Source organism: Gracilinema caldarium DSM 7334 (genome assembly GCF_000219725.1).
Lineage (GTDB): Bacteria > Spirochaetota > Spirochaetia > Treponematales > Breznakiellaceae > Gracilinema > Gracilinema caldarium.
In genome coordinates, this window is record NC_015732.1 from 2,027,388 (window position 1) to 2,044,039 (window position 16,652).

The window sequence follows — 16,652 nt, forward strand, 5'->3', positions numbered from 1 at the left end:
AGCTTTTGTAGTGGTGAAAATACTATCTAAATAAGCATCATATTGTTCTCGGTCTGCAGAGGAAAAACTATCCCGGCTTATAGGATTCTGCAGCAGATTTATAAATTAAATATCGTAATTCTCTAAATCCGACCCCGAGTTTTTCCAGGGTATGTTTAAAATATCCTCGTCTTACTACATAGCCATCAAAATTCAATATTCCCTGGTTATCCATGACTATACGATCTGCTACCGTCACAAGGGCATAAACATCGAAGGAGGGCCGTTCTATAAAAGCAATAATCTTTTTACCCGATGTCTTAAAATCCTCAAGAGCTTTACGCAATTCCCATAGATCACTTCTCGAAGCATATAGAGAACTTGTATTCAGAATGAGCCCTCCAACAGTAGGATCATTTTTAGCTGATGCAATGGTACTTAACACATCAAAAAGAGAAGAATACCTATTAAAAATCTCAGATGATGCTGAAAGGTTTTCGAGGGCTAGTTCTACATAATATTTGGGGGTTGTAGAAGAGGTCATAGCAAATCCTGCTTTGTTTTTCACAAAGGAGATGCCTACACCAGTTTGGAGAGAACCACTAAAATCTTCTTGTGAAGATGCAAGAGAACTTCCTAATCCGAGATTCCCATATCTTAAGTTCAATCCAAGGGCAACAGATCCAGAGCTCAGATATTTTCCATAAACTTCCACGCCCCGAACAGGCACAAAACTGAGTCCAGCTAGCCACTTCTGCGCGTCTTGATCGGTATACGAATTTTGAGCAGACCATGCACCAAAGACAGTAAGGCGATTAGTGCCAAAGGGTCTCAAACCACCATCGATTAGGAGGTTCCAATTTGGCGAGGTATAATTTTGTGTAATCGTTATACCGAGGGATGTTTGGGGAATTGGTCTGAGAAGGAAGCCAACCTGAAATGCATGAAAATAATCATACATTGAATGATTCTCATTAAAAAGACTTACATTGGAGAATCCAAAGGCTATACTACGGTTCCCACCTGAAATGCCAAAGTGAAAATCAATCTGAGTAGAATGATCAGCAAGAGACAACACATTTGCTCCCGCCAATAAGCCAGGATCCGCATAGAAATATCCCCATTGGGTAATATCCGTAAGTTCTTTGGTATCTGCAAATGCCCATAGATCAAGTTGATTACTAAGCGATGGCATTGTTGCACCTAGAGCCGGATTGATAAAGCTCCCCACTGCATCATTTTGAACACTCGCGGTGGTTCCCATTTTTTCTAATATACTAAAGGGATGTATAAATATTTCCTGAGCGATTAGTTGTAATGCTTCAAGGGGTATTAGCAACATTACCAATGCCAGCCACTTCTTCAAAATATTCATGGGTACTCCTTCAATCAATAATAGTAAATAATACATACTAAAACATATCATATCCTAAAATAAAAAGCAGGAAGCGCTGTCGCTTCCTGCGTTACAGTGTTTGTTTAGTAAGTATGAAGACAACCTTATCTAAATAAAAGCCCATCTCCATTCCGGTCTACCAACACCTCAGAACCTTCCTTGTAGCGGCCGGAGATGATTTCCCGGGCCAGCGGATTTTCCAGTTCCGCCTGGATGGTCCGCTTAAGGGGCCGGGCACCGTACAGGGGATCGTAGCCCCGCTCTGCCAGGAAGGACTTGGCCGCATCGGTAACCGTGAGCCGAATCTTGCGATCCTCGAGCCGTTGGGCCAGACGATTCAGCTGGATATCCACAATCTTGTGAATCTCAGCCTGTCCAAGCCGGTTAAAGATGACCGTTTCATCAATCCGGTTCAGGAACTCGGGCCTAAATGAAGCCTTAAGAAGTTCCTGCAGGGCACCACGAATCTCTTCGGTGCTCCTGGCGTTCAGGATCAGGTCCGAACCCAGGTTGCTCGTCATTATGATAATCACGTTCCTGAAGTCCACTACCCTGCCCTGGCCGTCGGTCAGGCGTCCATCATCCAGAATCTGGAGGAACACGTTGAACACATCCGGATGGGCCTTCTCGATTTCGTCGAAGAGGACCACACTGTAGGGCCTGCGGCGGACCGCTTCGGTAAGCTGGCCCCCCTGCTCATAGCCCACATAGCCCGGAGGGGCACCGATGAGGCGGCTTACGGTGTGTTTTTCACCGTACTCGCTCATATCAATCCTGGTCAAAGCCTTTTCCTCGTTAAAGAGGAATTCTGCCAGGGTCTTAGCCAGCTCGGTTTTACCTACACCGGTGGGTCCCAGGAAGAGGAAGGACCCCAGGGGCCGGGCGGCATCGCTTAAGCCCGCCTTGTTGCGCCGGATGGCATCGGCCACGGCTTGCACCGCCGCATCCTGACCGACCACCCGTTTTTCGAGAACCTTTTCCAGTTCCAGATACTTCTGCAATTCGCTGGAAAGCATCTTGGATACGGGAATACCGGTCCAGCTCGATACAACGGCGGCGATGTCCTCTTCGCTCACCTCTTCGCGGAGGAGGCTTACCTCGCCCCGTTTAGCCTCCATGCGGTCGGAAATTTCCTTTAGCTTCCGCTGGGCTTCGGGGATGAGACCGTATTTAATTTCTGCGGCCTTATTCAGGTTGCCCTCCCGCTCGTAACGGGCTTCCTCAATTTTAAGCTCTTCTATTCTCTGCTTCAGGAGCCGCAGTTCCTGGATATCCTTCCGTTCACTTTCCCAGCGGGCCCGCATGGCGTCCCGTTCGGCGGTGAGGTCGGCGATTTCCTTTTCCAGTTTCTGTCGCCGTTCTACCGAAGCGGGGTCGTCTTCCCGCTGTAGGGCCTGCCGTTCTATGGAAAGCTGTAGGAGTTTCCGTTCCAGCTTGTCCAATTCGGTAGGACGGCTGTCCAGTTCCATCTTAAGGCGGCTCGCCGCCTCATCCACCAGGTCGATGGCCTTATCGGGGAGGAAGCGGCTGGTGATATACCGGGTCGACAGGGTCGCCGCGGCCACCAGGGCTTCATCCTTAATGCGCACCCCATGGTGCACTTCGTAGCGTTCCTTAAGCCCCCGCAGGATGGCGATGGTGTCCTCTACGGAAGGTTCGGCGCAGTAAACCTGCTGGAAACGCCGCTCCAGGGCCGCATCCTTTTCGATATACTTGCGGTATTCGTCCAGGGTAGTAGCCCCGATACAGCGAAGTTCACCCCGGGCCAGGGCAGGCTTAAGGAGGTTGCTTGCATCGGTGGCACCCTCGGCGGCTCCCGCCCCCACAAGGGTATGGAGTTCATCAATAAAGAGGATGATTCTTCCCTCTGCGGCCTGTACTTCATGGATAACTGCCTTTAGGCGTTCCTCGAATTCGCCGCGGAATTTTGCACCCGCCACCAGGGCTCCCAGGTCCAGGGCGAGGAGCCGTTTATTTTTAAGCCCCTCGGGGACGTCCCCTTCGACAATGCGTCGGGCGAGGCCTTCTACAATGGCGGTTTTACCGACCCCTGGTTCACCGATGAGGACCGGGTTGTTTTTGGTGCGCCGGGAGAGGACCTGCATTACCCGGCGGATTTCCTCATCCCGGCCAATGACCGGGTCCAGTTTTTCCTGCCGTGCCAGGGCGGTAAGGTCCCGGCAGTATTTGTCCAGGACCTGGTACTTTTCTTCCGGGTTCTGGTCCGTTACCCGGGCGTTACCCCTGACCGATTTCAGGGCCGAAAGGATGGCCTCTTTGGTGATGCCGTTCCGCCTGAGTATATCCGTGGCGGGGCCTTCGGCCTGGGTCATGGCGATAAGGATGTGTTCGGTGGAAACAAAATCATCCTTAAGGGATGCGGCTTCCGCTTCTGCCTTGGCAAGGACCTTGCTTGCGGCGGGCGAGAAGTACAGCTGGGCCGCCTCTCCGTATACCTTTGGTTTGGAAGCCACCAATTTACGGGCTTCCTGTAAAATTAGTTCCGGGTCAGCACCAATTTTTTCGATTATCGGTGCGACAATGCCCCCTTCCTGCTCCACCAGGGCAAGCAGGATATGTTCCAGTTCCACCTGGGTCTGGTCATTTTTCTGGGCGATGCTGGAGGCCTCCTGGAGCGCCTCCTGGGCTTTTATGGTAAGTTTGTCGTAGTTCATGTCTATAAGATACTCATGGAAACGCCCTATCGGCAAGCAGTTATCCACAGATTATGCACAGGGGGGGAGGGTGGGTCTATAAGGTCATTCTCCGAGCCATCCAGGAGGCCCCTTGGAAAAGGCTGTTACAGCAGGTGTATACTGGAGCGAGGGGGAGACTTCCCCCTACGGCTCTTGCTTGTGAATATATTTTATTTTGATGGGTATAAGAGGGGCATGTCGGTGGCCTTGCCTTGTGCGGCCAGGTCTTCGGGGATAACTTTCCAGTTGTTGAGGCTCTGGACTGTTACTGCGCCTTGCTGTTTTTCGAACCATTTCAGGAGGTAGTACCGGAGGTCCTTGGTGGTTGCGCTGGTAACATATTTCATGGCCAGTATGTCTGCCTTGGCGAGCCCCGCGCCTTTTTCCAGATGTCCGCCGCCGCCCTGAGCTCGGTAGGAGTTGATGGCTACCGTGTAGGTTTTATTCATATCAAAGGGACTACCGTCGGCCATGGATATAATGGTTACGCGGTCTCCTGCGGGCTTGGAAATATCTACGGTATAATTAATGCCTGCGGCGGAGTCATAGTTATAGTAACGGGTAGCGGTCAGGTATGCACCGGTCCGGGCATCCTGCACAAGCTTGCCTTCCTTATCTTTCTGGAATGCAATGATGTGGTTTCCATCGTTGGGCATGGTGTCGAACCAGAATTTGTAGGAGTACTCAAGAAAGTCCTTTACCTGTTTACCCGTAAGGCTCATGGTATACAGGAAGTTTTCATACACATAAAGGTTGAACATATCCCGGACATAAAGGGTTCCATCAGCACTGGAAGGTATTGTGGCATTCATGGCCAATGGTGCGGCAAAGGATATATCGGCCTTTTTTAGTCCCATGGCTGGGTCTGCACAGAGTTCCAGCTGGATTCGATGGATTAGGTCTACAAAGGCTGAGTCTCCGAACATGGAGTCTTTCGTTGTGATGGTGCCTGCCATTTTGCCTACCGGCCGATCGACCCAGGCTTTAATTTCATCATAGGTTGATTGAAATTGGGAGATGAAGGCGGTGTCCGCAGGAACGGTGCTCATATCTTTAAGTTCACCTTGGATGGATTTTTTCCATACCTGTGCTTCCTTGTCCCAGAGCATAGAGAGGGTTACCACAGGAATTTTAGCGGCATTATTCAGTGCGCCGTAGATATACACCTGTTTGCCGTTGCTGTCCCTTACTTCGATTTTTTTCTTAGCCACCGGATCCCAGCCCAGGCCATCCCAGCCGGCATGATCATGGCCTACAAAAATAATATCAAAGCCGGGAACCTGTTCTGCCACGAGTTGGCTTGCATTCTCATTATTTACCGTATCTCTGTTAGCACCGCTGTAGGTATAATCCACACCGGCATGAAAGAGCCCCACCAGCACATCGGGTTTTTCTTTTTCCATGATGATGGGGACCCATTTTTTGGCTGACACAACCATATCTTCGAACTTCATGCCGCTCCAGAACTGGGGTGGCAGCCAGTCGGGAATTCTTGGTGTAATCATGCCAAGAACTGCAATTTTAACACCTTCGCGAATAATGACTTTATAGGGGGTAAAATAGGGTTCACCGTTTTCCTTGAGTATATTTGCACAGACGACGGGGGCCTTAATTTCTTTATATAGTTTATCATAGACGGGGTGGCCGGCTTCGATATCATGGTTACCCACGCCAACCGCATCATAATTAAGGTAGTTTACCGCCTGGCTCCAAATATGGGGGGCTTTGATTTTTTCAAAATTGTAATAGTAAACTGTAGGCTGACCCTGAAGAGAATCACCGTTTTCTAAAAGTACCACATTCTTTTTGGTATTCCGTGCTTCTGAAACCAGGGTGGATACCTGAGCCAGGGACGTTGGCATCGTTTTGGCGGTTATGAAGTTATAGGGGAATATAACACCATGTACATCTGATGTTTCGATGAAGGTGATTTCTAGGGGTGTTTCGGTATACTGTTCCCGCACCGATCGGGCACTACTTGTAAATGTGGTACTGTCAGGTGCAGAAACACAGGCAAATACGACAAAGAGGCTCAGCAGGATAATTCCTACCTTACCTAACCACCGGAATCTCTCTTTTCTCATGATTTCCTCCTATGAGATAGATCCCCAAAAGGGGAAACCATGGTACTCCCTTTTCAAGGAAAAAGCAACTTTTTTGGCACATAAAGTTTTCCATAATACATGCATACAACACATCAAAAAACCTCAAGACATTACAGTTTTCTGCTATTTAATCAACCAATTTTTGTTAATTGTTTTTACAAACACTTCCATATATACTATATTTTACATGAGTCAACGAAAAAAAATCATTTTTATCTTTAGCATTACTTCTTTTGTATTATTTAGTGTTGCCATGTTGCTTTCCTGGGGCTTTTTTCTTCACAGCCTCTATAACATGGAAGAGGTCGAAATAACTGAACACAGCAGGCGAATTGAAAAACTAATCCAGGATGACTTGGTCCAATTTGATAGAATAACTATCGATTGGGCTTACTGGGATGATACCTGGAATTATATGGCGGGTAAAAATGAAGATTTTGAAGCTGCCAATTGCACCATTTCTACCTTTCAAAATTTAGGATTGGGAGCATTCTATGTGTTCAATACCAATGGTTCTATAAGGTATAGCTATACATCGGATGGAAAGAGACTCGAGGCTTTTGAACAACTGGGAACCATACAACCTGGAGACATGATTACTACAGGTAAACGAGGTCTCTTACGGGAAGGAGACAGCATGTACCTTATAGCCGGGAGGTCAATCCTCCATAATGATGGGGATGGACCTGCCATGGGAAGCCTCTGGATGGCCTGGAGGCTCAGCGAAAGCCGGCTGATGCGCTACAGTAACCTGTTGGGATTTACCATTACCATTGAACCGGGAGAATGGGTACAGCTGTCTGAACATTACATAAAACGCCAGGGATATCAGCTTTTCATGACTATAAAGCTAAGGGATATATATAATCAAACCATGGGAACGCTTACCCTTGGCATGGAACGAACCATGTATAAAAATGGCATTAAAGTTCTTAAGAATTTTTCCTATACCATGGTAAGTGCCCTCATAACCATCTCAATACTTCTCTATATTCTTCTTAAAAAGCAATTCTTAAATCCTCTTAAGAAATTATCACAACAACTTGCATTACGACAGGCATCTCCTGAAAAACCGCTTTTCCTCAGGGGCATTCAGCATGATGAAATTGATGAACTAATCATAGCTTTTAATGGGCTTACTGAACAGCTTGTGGCAAGGATTCAGGAACGGGAAACACTGCTCCACGAAATTTATCACCGGGTTTACAACAACCTCCAGATTATGGCAAGTATGTTACAGCTCCAGTCCAGTCACTACGAGAATCCTGAAACGGTAGGGGCAATCTTGCAGGGCCGCCGACGCATACTGGCCATTGCCCATATACAGCGGCTTTTGTATGAACAGGAAGACATTACCAGAATTTCCCTGGTGGATTGCCTGCAAACCATTGTGGGAAGTTTTGAACCGGAAGAAGCCCCCGCAATACCGATCCAACTCTCTGAAGATTTTTCTGATCTGCAAGAGCAACATCTTTTTTTATCTCTGGAACAGGCGGTTTCTCTCTCCCTGATACTCAGTGAACTGCTATCAAACTGCTATGCCCATGCCTTTGCGGGAAGAGAGTCTGGGGCCATTCTTGTAAAAAGCAAGTATATCGAAGTAACCAAGTCAGTCCATATCGAAGTACTGGATAATGGTATCGGAATGCAAGATACAGAAGGCCAGAAAAAAGGTTTGGGATTGGAACTGGTTGAAATCCTGGTTGATCAACTACAGGGTAGTTTTACTATTAAAGCACAAGTAGATGGTGGCACACGGGCTCTTGTAGCTATGCCTCTAAAACACAGCGGTAGTGAGGCTCCTCGCCCTGCCGAGAACTGAGGTGTAAAAAGTCAGATCAGTTGCAGGGCGAGCGAGGGGGAGACTTCCCCCTACGGCTCCCTACCTATTCCCATTCAATAGTGGCCGGTGGTTTGGATGATATATCGTAGGTAACCCGGCCGATGTCCTTTACGGTGTTGGTTATCAGGGTGGAAATTTCCAGCAGGTCCTTCATGGGGAAGGGGTAGACGTCGGCGGTCATGCCGTCTTCGCTGACGATGGCACGGAGCGCAAGTACCCAGCCGTATTTACGGACGTCGCCGGCAACACCGACCGAGCGGATGGGGAGGAGGACCGCAAAGGCCTGCCATATCTGGTCGTAGAGGCCCCGGCGTTTGAGTTCCCGGATATAGATGTCATCGGCTTCTCGCAGGATATCACATTTTTCACGGGTGACTTCGCCCAGGATGCGGACCGCGAGGCCCGGTCCCGGGAAGGGATGGCGCATCACGATGTCTTCATCGATGCCGAGGATGCGGCCCAGGGCACGGACTTCGTCTTTGTAGAGCCGGTCCAGGGGCTCAATGATACGGCCAGCGTTCCGTTTGGCTTCGACCAGGGGGCTGCGGACGTTGTGGTGGCTTTTAATGACATGGGCTTTTTTGCCGACCCCTTTGCCGCTTTCAATCAGGTCCGTATACAGGGTGCCCTGGGCGAGGAAATAGGTTTCGGGCAAGCCCAGGCGCCCTACTTCCCGTTCCTGAATACGGATGAAGAGGTCCCCGATGGCCCGGCGTTTTTCTTCCGGGTCCGTAAGGCCTGAAAGGGCGGAAAGGAAGTCCTTTTCACAGTGGATGATATGCAGGTGTTTTGCCCCGAGGCGGTTCAGGTTAGCCGAGACGATTTCGGTTTCCTTTTTCCGCATGAGCCCCGTATCCATGTACATCAGGTGGACCTGGTCGGGGTCGAGGGTTTTAAGAAGCAGGGCTCCTGCTACGGTGGAATCGACGCCCCCGGATATGAGCAGCAAGACCGGATTTCTGCCGACCCGTTGGGCCAAGTTAGCCCGGACTTCTTCGATATAGCGCTCCATGGTCCATTCGGGGGCGGCACCGCAGATATCCAGGGCAAAGGCTTTGAGGATATCCCGACCATGTTCGCAGTGGGTTACTTCGGGGTGGAACTGAAGGCCGAACCAGGGTTTACTTTCGTGGATAAGGACCGCAGGGAAGCCGTGGGCGCTGGTGCCAATCTGTATAAAGCCCGGTGCAAGCAGGGCCAGGGAATCGCCGTGGCTCATCCAGGCGGTAAAGCTGCTGTCTCGCTGGGTGGGAGCGGCACCGGAACTGGCGGTCGGGCTGGCGGCGGCGGGGCTAAGGCTAGCGGCAAAGCTAGAAAGGAAGGCCCTGGCTTTGCCGGCCCCAGAGGTGGGTGGCAGATTTTGTATGGCCACGGCTTCGAGGGTTACCCTAACGCCGCCGTACTCCCGTTCTGGCAGGGGTTCGACCCGGCCCCCGTGGTCAGCGGTCATACGCTGAAGCCCATAACAGATGCCCAGTAAAGGGAGTCCCGTGTTATAGACTGCGGGGTCAGGCACGGGGGCCCCCGGTTCGTAGACTGAAGAGGGGGAGCCGGAGAGGATGATACCCTTGGCCCCATCCAGAATCGTACAGGTGAGGGGGGCATCCCCCGGCACAATTTCAGTGTAGACCCCAAACTCCCGGATGCGGCGGCCGATAAGCTGGGTGGTCTGGCTGCCAAAATCGAGGATGACTATTTTGTCCACGGGCTGGTCCTGATAATGGTTTCTGAGCGGTCATAACCGACCGAAACAATCCCCACCGGGGTTTCGCAGTACCGTTCAATAAACTCTACATAATGGCGGGCATTTTCCGGCAGGTCCCGGTAAGACCGGGCGTTTTTCAGGGACTGTTTCCAGCCGGGGAAACTGCGGAGAATGGGTTCCGCATCATTAAGATCTTCGATAGAAGCGGGGAAATCCTCCACAACCCGGTCCCCGATGCGATAGGCGATACAGGCCTTTATTTCTTCCATCGTATCGTACACATCGAGGTGGGTCATCACGAGGGAATCGATGGAGTTGGTTCTGCAGGCATAACGGAGGGCAACGAGATCGAGATAGCCGCAGCGGCGGGGCCGGCCGGTGGTTACTCCATATTCCCGGCCGGTTTCCCGTACATAGTGTTCCAGTTCCCCCTCCCCTTCGGGATCAAACTCACTGGGGAAGGGACCGTTGCCAACCCGGGTACTATAGGCCTTAAAGACCCCAAGGATTTTATCCAGATTTCGGGGGCCGATACAGCCGCCTATGGCAGCCCCTGCGGCACAGGACATACCGCTTGAGACATAGGGATAGGTCCCCAGGTCCAGATCCAGGAGGGTGCCCTGGGCGCCTTCGAAGAGGATCTGGGCATTTTTATGGCCCGCCAGGAAGGAGGTAAGGTCTATGGCCATAGCCTGGAGTCGGTCCTGGTATTCGGCAAGGAATTGCCGGTCCGCTTCTTCAAGTTCATCAATCTTTTCTTTCCAGCCCAGATCAGCAATGCGGATGCTGTCCCGTTCAGCCTTCATGGCATAGGTAATACCGATACCCCGGCCGGTGGTACCGATGGGCTTTTTCCGTGCCTTGTCCCGTTCCTTATCAATTTCGATATACCGGGGAAGCACAATATGAGCCCGATCGGAAATAAAGACCCGGCCGGTGGTGTCGATGCCCCGGCTTTTCAGCATGTCCAGTTCCGCAAAGAGGGCCTTGGGATCGATAACCATTCCAGCGCCGAGGATGACAATCTTATCGGGGTAAAGAATTCCCGAAGGGATGAGATGGAGCGCATATTGATCCGCACCGATCACGATGGTGTGGCCCGCATTGGCGCCGCCGGAATAGCGGACGATAATCTGGGCTTCCTTGGCAAGGTAATCGACGATTTTGCCCTTGCCTTCATCGCCCCACTGGGCTCCGATAACAACAACATTCATGGGTTTCTCCTAGGAACGGGAATAATTCGGCGCTTCCTGGGTGATGGTAACATCATGGGCATGACTTTCCCGGAGGCCTGCGGCGGTAATCTTAACGAAATTTTTATAAGCCTTCAACTCGTCAATAGATTTTGTGCCACAATATCCCATACCTTTTTTCAGGCCCGCCACGAGTTGGTGCAGAAAATGACGGAGTTCACCCTTGTAGGGGACTCGACCTTCAATTCCTTCCGGAACGGGGGTCTCATCTTTTCCAATCTGATACCGGTCTCCTGAACCATCATTGATGGCTCCAAGACTGCCCATACCGCGGTATTCCTTGTAGATCCGGCCATCAAAAATAATTTCCCGACCCGGAGCTTCCTTTAAGCCTGCGAAGAGGTTTCCGATCATGACCACCGATGCTCCCGCTGCAATCGCCTTGGTAATATCACCGGAAAATTTGATGCCTCCATCGGCAATCACAGGAATTCCGGACTTGGCCGCTTCCTCGGCGCATTCGTATACTGCGGTAAACTGGGGGACCCCTACACCGGCCACAATCCGGGTGGTACAGATGGAACCGGGCCCGATGCCGACCTTAACCGCATCGGCTCCTGCTTCAATGAGCCTGCGGGTACCCTCTTTTGTAGCAACATTACCTCCGATTACGGGGATGCCATATTTAGCTTTTATGCCCCGGACTGCATCCTGGACGCTTTTCGTATCCCCGTGGGCTGTATCGAGTACAACGAAGTCTACCCGGGCTTGTTTCAGGAGGGGACAGCGGATATCATAATCCTGGGGAGAGACGGCCGCCCCTACAATGAGCCGGCCCGATTTATCCAGTGCAGCCCGGGGAAACCGCTCATGTTTTTCCATATCCTTTACGGTAATGAGCCCCGTAAGCCGGCCCTGGGCATCGACCACAGGGAGCTTTTCGATCCGGTGCTTGTCAAATTTTTCTCTTGCGCTCGCAGGCGATGGATCCCCCTGCTCAACTACCGGATCCCGGGTCATCACATCCTGGACCGAAAGGGAATCGTTCTTACAGAACCGGAGATCCCGACCAGTGATAATGCCCACAAGGCGACCATCCGCATCGAGAACCGGCATACCGGATACTCTGAATCGGTCCATCAATGCTCTTACATCTTTAATAGTCGCTTCCGACGTAACCGTCACCGGCGCATCGATAACCCAATTCAGGTACCGTTTGACATTGGCAACCTGTTGAGCTTGTACCTCTGGTTTTAGGTTCCTGTGAATAACCCCTGCCCCCCCTTCCAGAGCAATAGCGATAGCGAGGCGCTCTTCGGTCACCGTATCCATGGCGGCTGAAATGATCGGTACATTCAGTTTGATGTCTCTACAGAGGACGGTGCGGACATCGCATTCTTTTGGTAAAACCTCCGAATAGGCTGGTACTAGGAGGACATCGTCATACGAATAGGCTTCTTTAAACATGATTGGTATGCTCCTTTAGGGTATACAAAAAAGGCGCCCCCAGAGGGGCGCCATAATTACCTGGACATAAGGGAGCGGTACTTGACCGCAAGGCGCTGGGCCTTTTGAACAGCAAGGCCACAATATCGTTCTGGATGCTCAAAAAAGGACAATGCATCGGAAGCAGAAGGCACGAGGCCGAGTTCAGCCATTTTACCGCCGATCCGAACAAGCACTTCCGGTTGTTTTTCCAGAGCCTGGGCAAAGGTAAGTCCTTCTTGCTCAGCCTGCAAGGTAATGCGGCGGATCACTTCATGGGCATCGGAGACGCCGGTTTCTGCAAGGAGGATATAGGCAGGTTCTGCCAGTACACCTCCCACAATGCCGGAACCTCGGCCCGCATTGCCGCCTTCACTGCCGGCGCCGCCCCGCAGGTTATAGAGGAGCCGTTCCCGATCTACCCCGAGCCCTTTGATAACGGTGGTCATCCTGGCTACTGCCTGGCAGAACCCTGCCACATAATCGGCCACAAAGCGCTGGCTGGCTGAGTTGGTTAAATCCCGCTGGTGTTCGCTGATCTGGTCCATAAAGAAGGTCATGACCCGAGGACTAAAGGCTTTCCAGAGACTTTTTACATGTTCTGAATTCCAGGGATTCCGCTTCTGGGGCATGGTAGAAGATCCCACCTGGTCAGCACTGAAGTTTTCCTTTAATTCACCAATTTCAGTCCGCTGAAGGTTCCTGAGGTCGTCCGCCAGATTGGCGATGATGCCAAAGGCGACATTAAATTCGAGGAGGAGCCTTAAAAGGTATTCCGGTTCTACCAGCTGGGTAGAATGTTCAGAAGCCTCAAGCCCCAGTTCAGAAAGGTAGAGTCGTTCCAAAAGTTCCGGGTCCTTTACCAGAACACTGGTTGCATTATAGGCACCAACCGCGCCGGCCAGCTTTCCTTTAAGTTCGACTGATCGTTTTTCAATTTCCAGAATGGATTTACCAAGCCGGGATACATATTCAGAAAGGGCAAAACCTACGGTAATAGGAACCGCATGCTGTCCATGAGTGCGGCCTACCTGGGGAGTTTCTGCTTCCCGTTCTACCAGGTCACAGAGGGCAAGTTCAAGTTTTTTCAGTAAAGGCAGAACCACATACTGGGTTACTCCCTTCATACGGTATGCTAGAGCGGTATCCAGAATATCCACACTGGTAGCACCCAGATGCACCAGGGGAGCCACTTCTTGGGGAACAGCCTTTTTAAGGACGTTGACCAGAGCTCGTATATTGTGATGGGTCTTCTCTTCTTCTGAATAGACCGTTTCAGGGTCTATGGAAGACTCAGCCTTCTTAAGGGCTGTCAGCAGTTCCTGGGTATCCTGACCACGAAGGGTGAGGTGAGCCTTTATAAGGGCAATTTCAGCCTTGACACAGGCAGAAATGGAGGCCTCTTCCGAAATCCAGGGAACAAGGGATTCAAAAAGTTCCTTTTCTGACAGGGAATACCGATGGTCTATGGGGGACAGGTTCTGAAAAATACTGCGGGCTTGCATACGGAACGATGGCATATTTTACGGTTTTTGTCAAACCATTACCGATTAAATACAAGGCCTACCATAGCAAGATTATCCTGTCCCTTGGCTACATAGGTAGCGTCAGGCCTGTGGTTCTTACAAAGCGGTAATTCCTTTCCTCGTTTCTGGGGCAGGCTGGTACCATGGTAGAGAATGCGTATATGGATCCAGGCGTCGGTAATACGGCACTCCACCCTATAAGCCATAAGGGTGGGAAGGAGCTTTTTGCCGGGCAGATCCTCCAGTTCATCTAGTGCTTCTAGGGAATCTATAGCTTGGTTTTCCCCCGATTGCTCCGATGCTGCAAGCTGATCAGAACCGGCAGCGTTCCGGGCAGATTCTATGTGTTGAAGAACCGCTTCGGTCCCCTCTACCACTGCTTCGGTGATACTATCCCTATTAGTCTGTATAGCGGCTTCGGTAAGCACCAGATTGATGAATGAACGGACACCTTCTAGACTCTGTTTTTCGCATGAAAAGTCCCTGGATTTTGTAATCATGAAGATATCCATAGGTTTAATCGCAACGGCGATACAGGTTACATCATCCTTAAAGCCTTCAGCAGAAGCAAAAAACATGGCAGTGTTCAGAATGCGCCGCAGAAGCTCCCGGGGATCCAAAGTGGCGTTCATCCGAACAATGTCGGCAAGCCGCATTTCCCCAAAGAGCTCTTTCTTTTCGTTGCATGCTTCGCTAATACCATCGGAATAAAAAAGAATGCGATCCCCAATAGAAAGGGGTATTGTATAGGCATAATAGGTCTGTTCATCGGTAAAACCGATGGGTAGATTACTGCCCTGGATAATCCAGCACATGCCAAGACTAGCATCATAGTGAATAAAGGGGGTATGTCCGCAATCCACATAGGTCATGGTGAGATGTACTGCATTAAAGCGGATATACTGAAGCGTAGCAAAGCGATCTAGATCCATTAGTTGGTCCACTACAGCTTTATGTACCGCAGTGACCAGTTCAAAGGGGTTTGGTAGTCTGCCTTGCTTTTCTACAATTAGTCTAAGGGCTTGACGGAGAAAAGCTCCCTTTAATGCGGCCCCTACCAGTGCGGCAGGGACCCCCTTGCCCATCACATCACCGACCAGTACATCAATCTCAGAATCACTATAGGGAATGATGCCATAAAAGTCCCCATCCACGGCGCTGGACGCCACCGTAAGGGCATCCAGTTCTACTTCCTTTGGGCCTTCTTCTTTCTGGTCTACTAAAAGAGTCCGCTGGATTCGAGCAGCAATCTCCACCTCCGCATCCTTTATTTTCATTATTTCCCGTTCCCGATCTTTCTGAAGGGTAAGAGCTTTATCCAGTTCGGCTTTTCGCTTGAGACCTCTCAATCTAGCTATAGATCCGAGCATAAAGGCAAAAAAGATTGATACAAAAAGAGAATAACGCGGCCTACCCTCAGAAAAAGCACCAGCAGCTTCGGCTATACCAATAGCAGAGGGAAGCACTGCGGCGTATAAGGAATAATTGCCGGGATCGCAGGGGTTCAGTATGATCGGCGCAATGATAAGCAGAGCCCAGGGCGAAAAGGATGAGGCCCCGCTGACATAGGCATCGATCCCAAAAAAGAGGGAGAGGATGATCCAAAAGAGGAGTTCAATACCCCTCAAATACTTTTGTATACTGGATCCTTTACTGAACAATTTTATAAGGACCAGTGCAGAGAGGCCTTGCAAAACCATAAGTATGATGGCAATCAGCAACAAAGGAAATGAGCCATATCTGAAAAACAGGCCTGCCAGTACGCGTATACTATAAACAGCGGTGATAAGCCAAGCTGTCATATCATCTCCCTGTACTTTTTTGTGGAAGCGCAACAAGATATGTAATAAATAGTAATTTATTCTTGAAGCAATTGCCAGATATATTTTCCCGGCCCTTCGTTGTTATTGGAAGCTACAACGCTGGTAGCCCTCTGCCGAACCGGCGGAATCGCATTTTCAGGGGCTATAAAAAAGCCAGCCACATCTGCCATAGGAAGATCATTTTCCGCATCCCCAAAGGCTATTGTCGCCTCTGGTGGTATACCCCGCAATTGAAGGACTACGGCAAGGCCATGGCCTTTTGAGACCCCGGCGGCCATAACCTCAAGATAGTCGGCATGGCTCCGGGCCCGATAGATGCGCCCATCAAATCGTTTGTCCAGTTCTGTCTCTATTGCATCTAGAATGACCGGATCGGCAATAAACATACCTTTAATGCATCCCTTTAGGCTTCCTTCGCCGGAGCTGAAAAGTTCTTCCATATTAAGGGAAGTCCCCTTTAGACCGGTTCTGCCTTCGTATAGGGCGGTTTCAGCCCGTTCCCGTTCATACACAAGCCGATCACCGCTTAAAAAGGCATGAAAATGAATGTCCCTGCGGCGGGAAATTTCAATACAGCCCTGGACTATATCGGGTGCTAAGAGGGTTCCTGCACAGAGATTTCCGGCAGGGACGTCGATAACAGCGGCGCCGTTATAAAACACCATAGGCCCCGTTAAGCCTAAGAGTGACCGGTACGGTTCTGCCGCAATGGGACTGCGGCCGGTACAGAGGATTACCTGTATCCCCCTGGCCATACAGGAACGAAGGGCATCCTGGGTTAGCTCTCCCATGGTACCGTCCGATTTGAGGGTCGTCCCATCCAGGTCGATGGCAATAGCTTTAATGTTTGATACAGAAATCATACCTACTTGTACCCGGTCTCGCCGGCGCCGGTCAATGC

The 16,652-nt window shown here is 50.5% G+C and carries 10 protein-coding genes; 1 reads left to right on the top strand and 9 read right to left on the bottom strand.

From position 1 onward, the window contains the following. Window positions 1–67: 67 nt before the first annotated feature. From SPICA_RS09385 to SPICA_RS09395, 3 genes are all read right to left on the bottom strand, one after another. Window positions 68–1,354: a Clp protease/crotonase-like domain-containing protein gene (locus SPICA_RS09385; RefSeq protein WP_041396198.1), complete on the bottom strand. Its 1,287-nt coding sequence runs from the start codon at window positions 1,352–1,354 to the stop codon at window positions 68–70. Between the two features lie 125 nt (window positions 1,355–1,479). Continuing rightward, a complete protein-coding gene (gene clpB / locus SPICA_RS09390; protein WP_013969272.1) occupies window positions 1,480–4,050 on the bottom strand; it encodes an ATP-dependent chaperone ClpB in 2,571 nt (856 codons plus the stop codon). 191 nt (window positions 4,051–4,241) lie between these two features. Continuing rightward, entirely contained in the window at window positions 4,242–6,155 is a 1,914-nt protein-coding gene (locus SPICA_RS09395; protein WP_013969273.1) for a bifunctional metallophosphatase/5'-nucleotidase, read from the bottom strand. A gap of 208 nt (window positions 6,156–6,363) precedes the next feature. Here SPICA_RS09395 and SPICA_RS09400 point away from each other — a divergent pair, with 208 nt between their 5' ends. Continuing rightward, the gene (locus tag SPICA_RS09400) at window positions 6,364–7,998 is read left to right on the top strand and encodes a CHASE4 domain-containing protein (protein ID WP_013969274.1); all 1,635 of its coding nucleotides are present in this window, start codon (window positions 6,364–6,366) and stop codon (window positions 7,996–7,998) included. 64 nt (window positions 7,999–8,062) lie between these two features. Here the strand turns inward: SPICA_RS09400 and guaA are convergent, their stop codons facing one another. The 6 genes from guaA to SPICA_RS09430 are packed head-to-tail and all read right to left on the bottom strand — an operon-like array spanning window position 8,063 to window position 16,614. Next, a complete protein-coding gene (guaA, locus tag SPICA_RS09405) occupies window positions 8,063–9,724 on the bottom strand; it encodes a glutamine-hydrolyzing GMP synthase (protein ID WP_013969275.1) in 1,662 nt (553 codons plus the stop codon). Then, window positions 9,712–10,938 (bottom strand): adenylosuccinate synthase, encoded by a 1,227-nt coding sequence (gene purA, locus SPICA_RS09410; RefSeq protein ID WP_013969276.1) that lies wholly within the window; start codon window positions 10,936–10,938, stop codon window positions 9,712–9,714. Before purA ends, guaA begins: the two co-directional genes overlap by 13 nt. A 9-nt stretch (window positions 10,939–10,947) precedes the next feature. Then, a complete protein-coding gene (gene guaB, locus SPICA_RS09415; RefSeq protein WP_013969277.1) occupies window positions 10,948–12,384 on the bottom strand; it encodes an IMP dehydrogenase in 1,437 nt (478 codons plus the stop codon). A gap of 56 nt (window positions 12,385–12,440) precedes the next feature. Beyond that, window positions 12,441–13,907 carry a lyase family protein gene (locus SPICA_RS09420; protein WP_013969278.1) on the bottom strand — a complete coding sequence of 489 codons (1,467 nt, stop codon included), beginning with the start codon at window positions 13,905–13,907 and terminating at the stop codon, window positions 12,441–12,443. 38 nt (window positions 13,908–13,945) lie between these two features. Continuing rightward, window positions 13,946–15,730: a PP2C family protein-serine/threonine phosphatase gene (locus SPICA_RS09425; protein ID WP_013969279.1), complete on the bottom strand. Its 1,785-nt coding sequence runs from the start codon at window positions 15,728–15,730 to the stop codon at window positions 13,946–13,948. A gap of 56 nt (window positions 15,731–15,786) precedes the next feature. Further along, a complete protein-coding gene (locus SPICA_RS09430; RefSeq protein WP_013969280.1) occupies window positions 15,787–16,614 on the bottom strand; it encodes a Cof-type HAD-IIB family hydrolase in 828 nt (275 codons plus the stop codon). Window positions 16,615–16,652 lie beyond the last annotated feature (38 nt).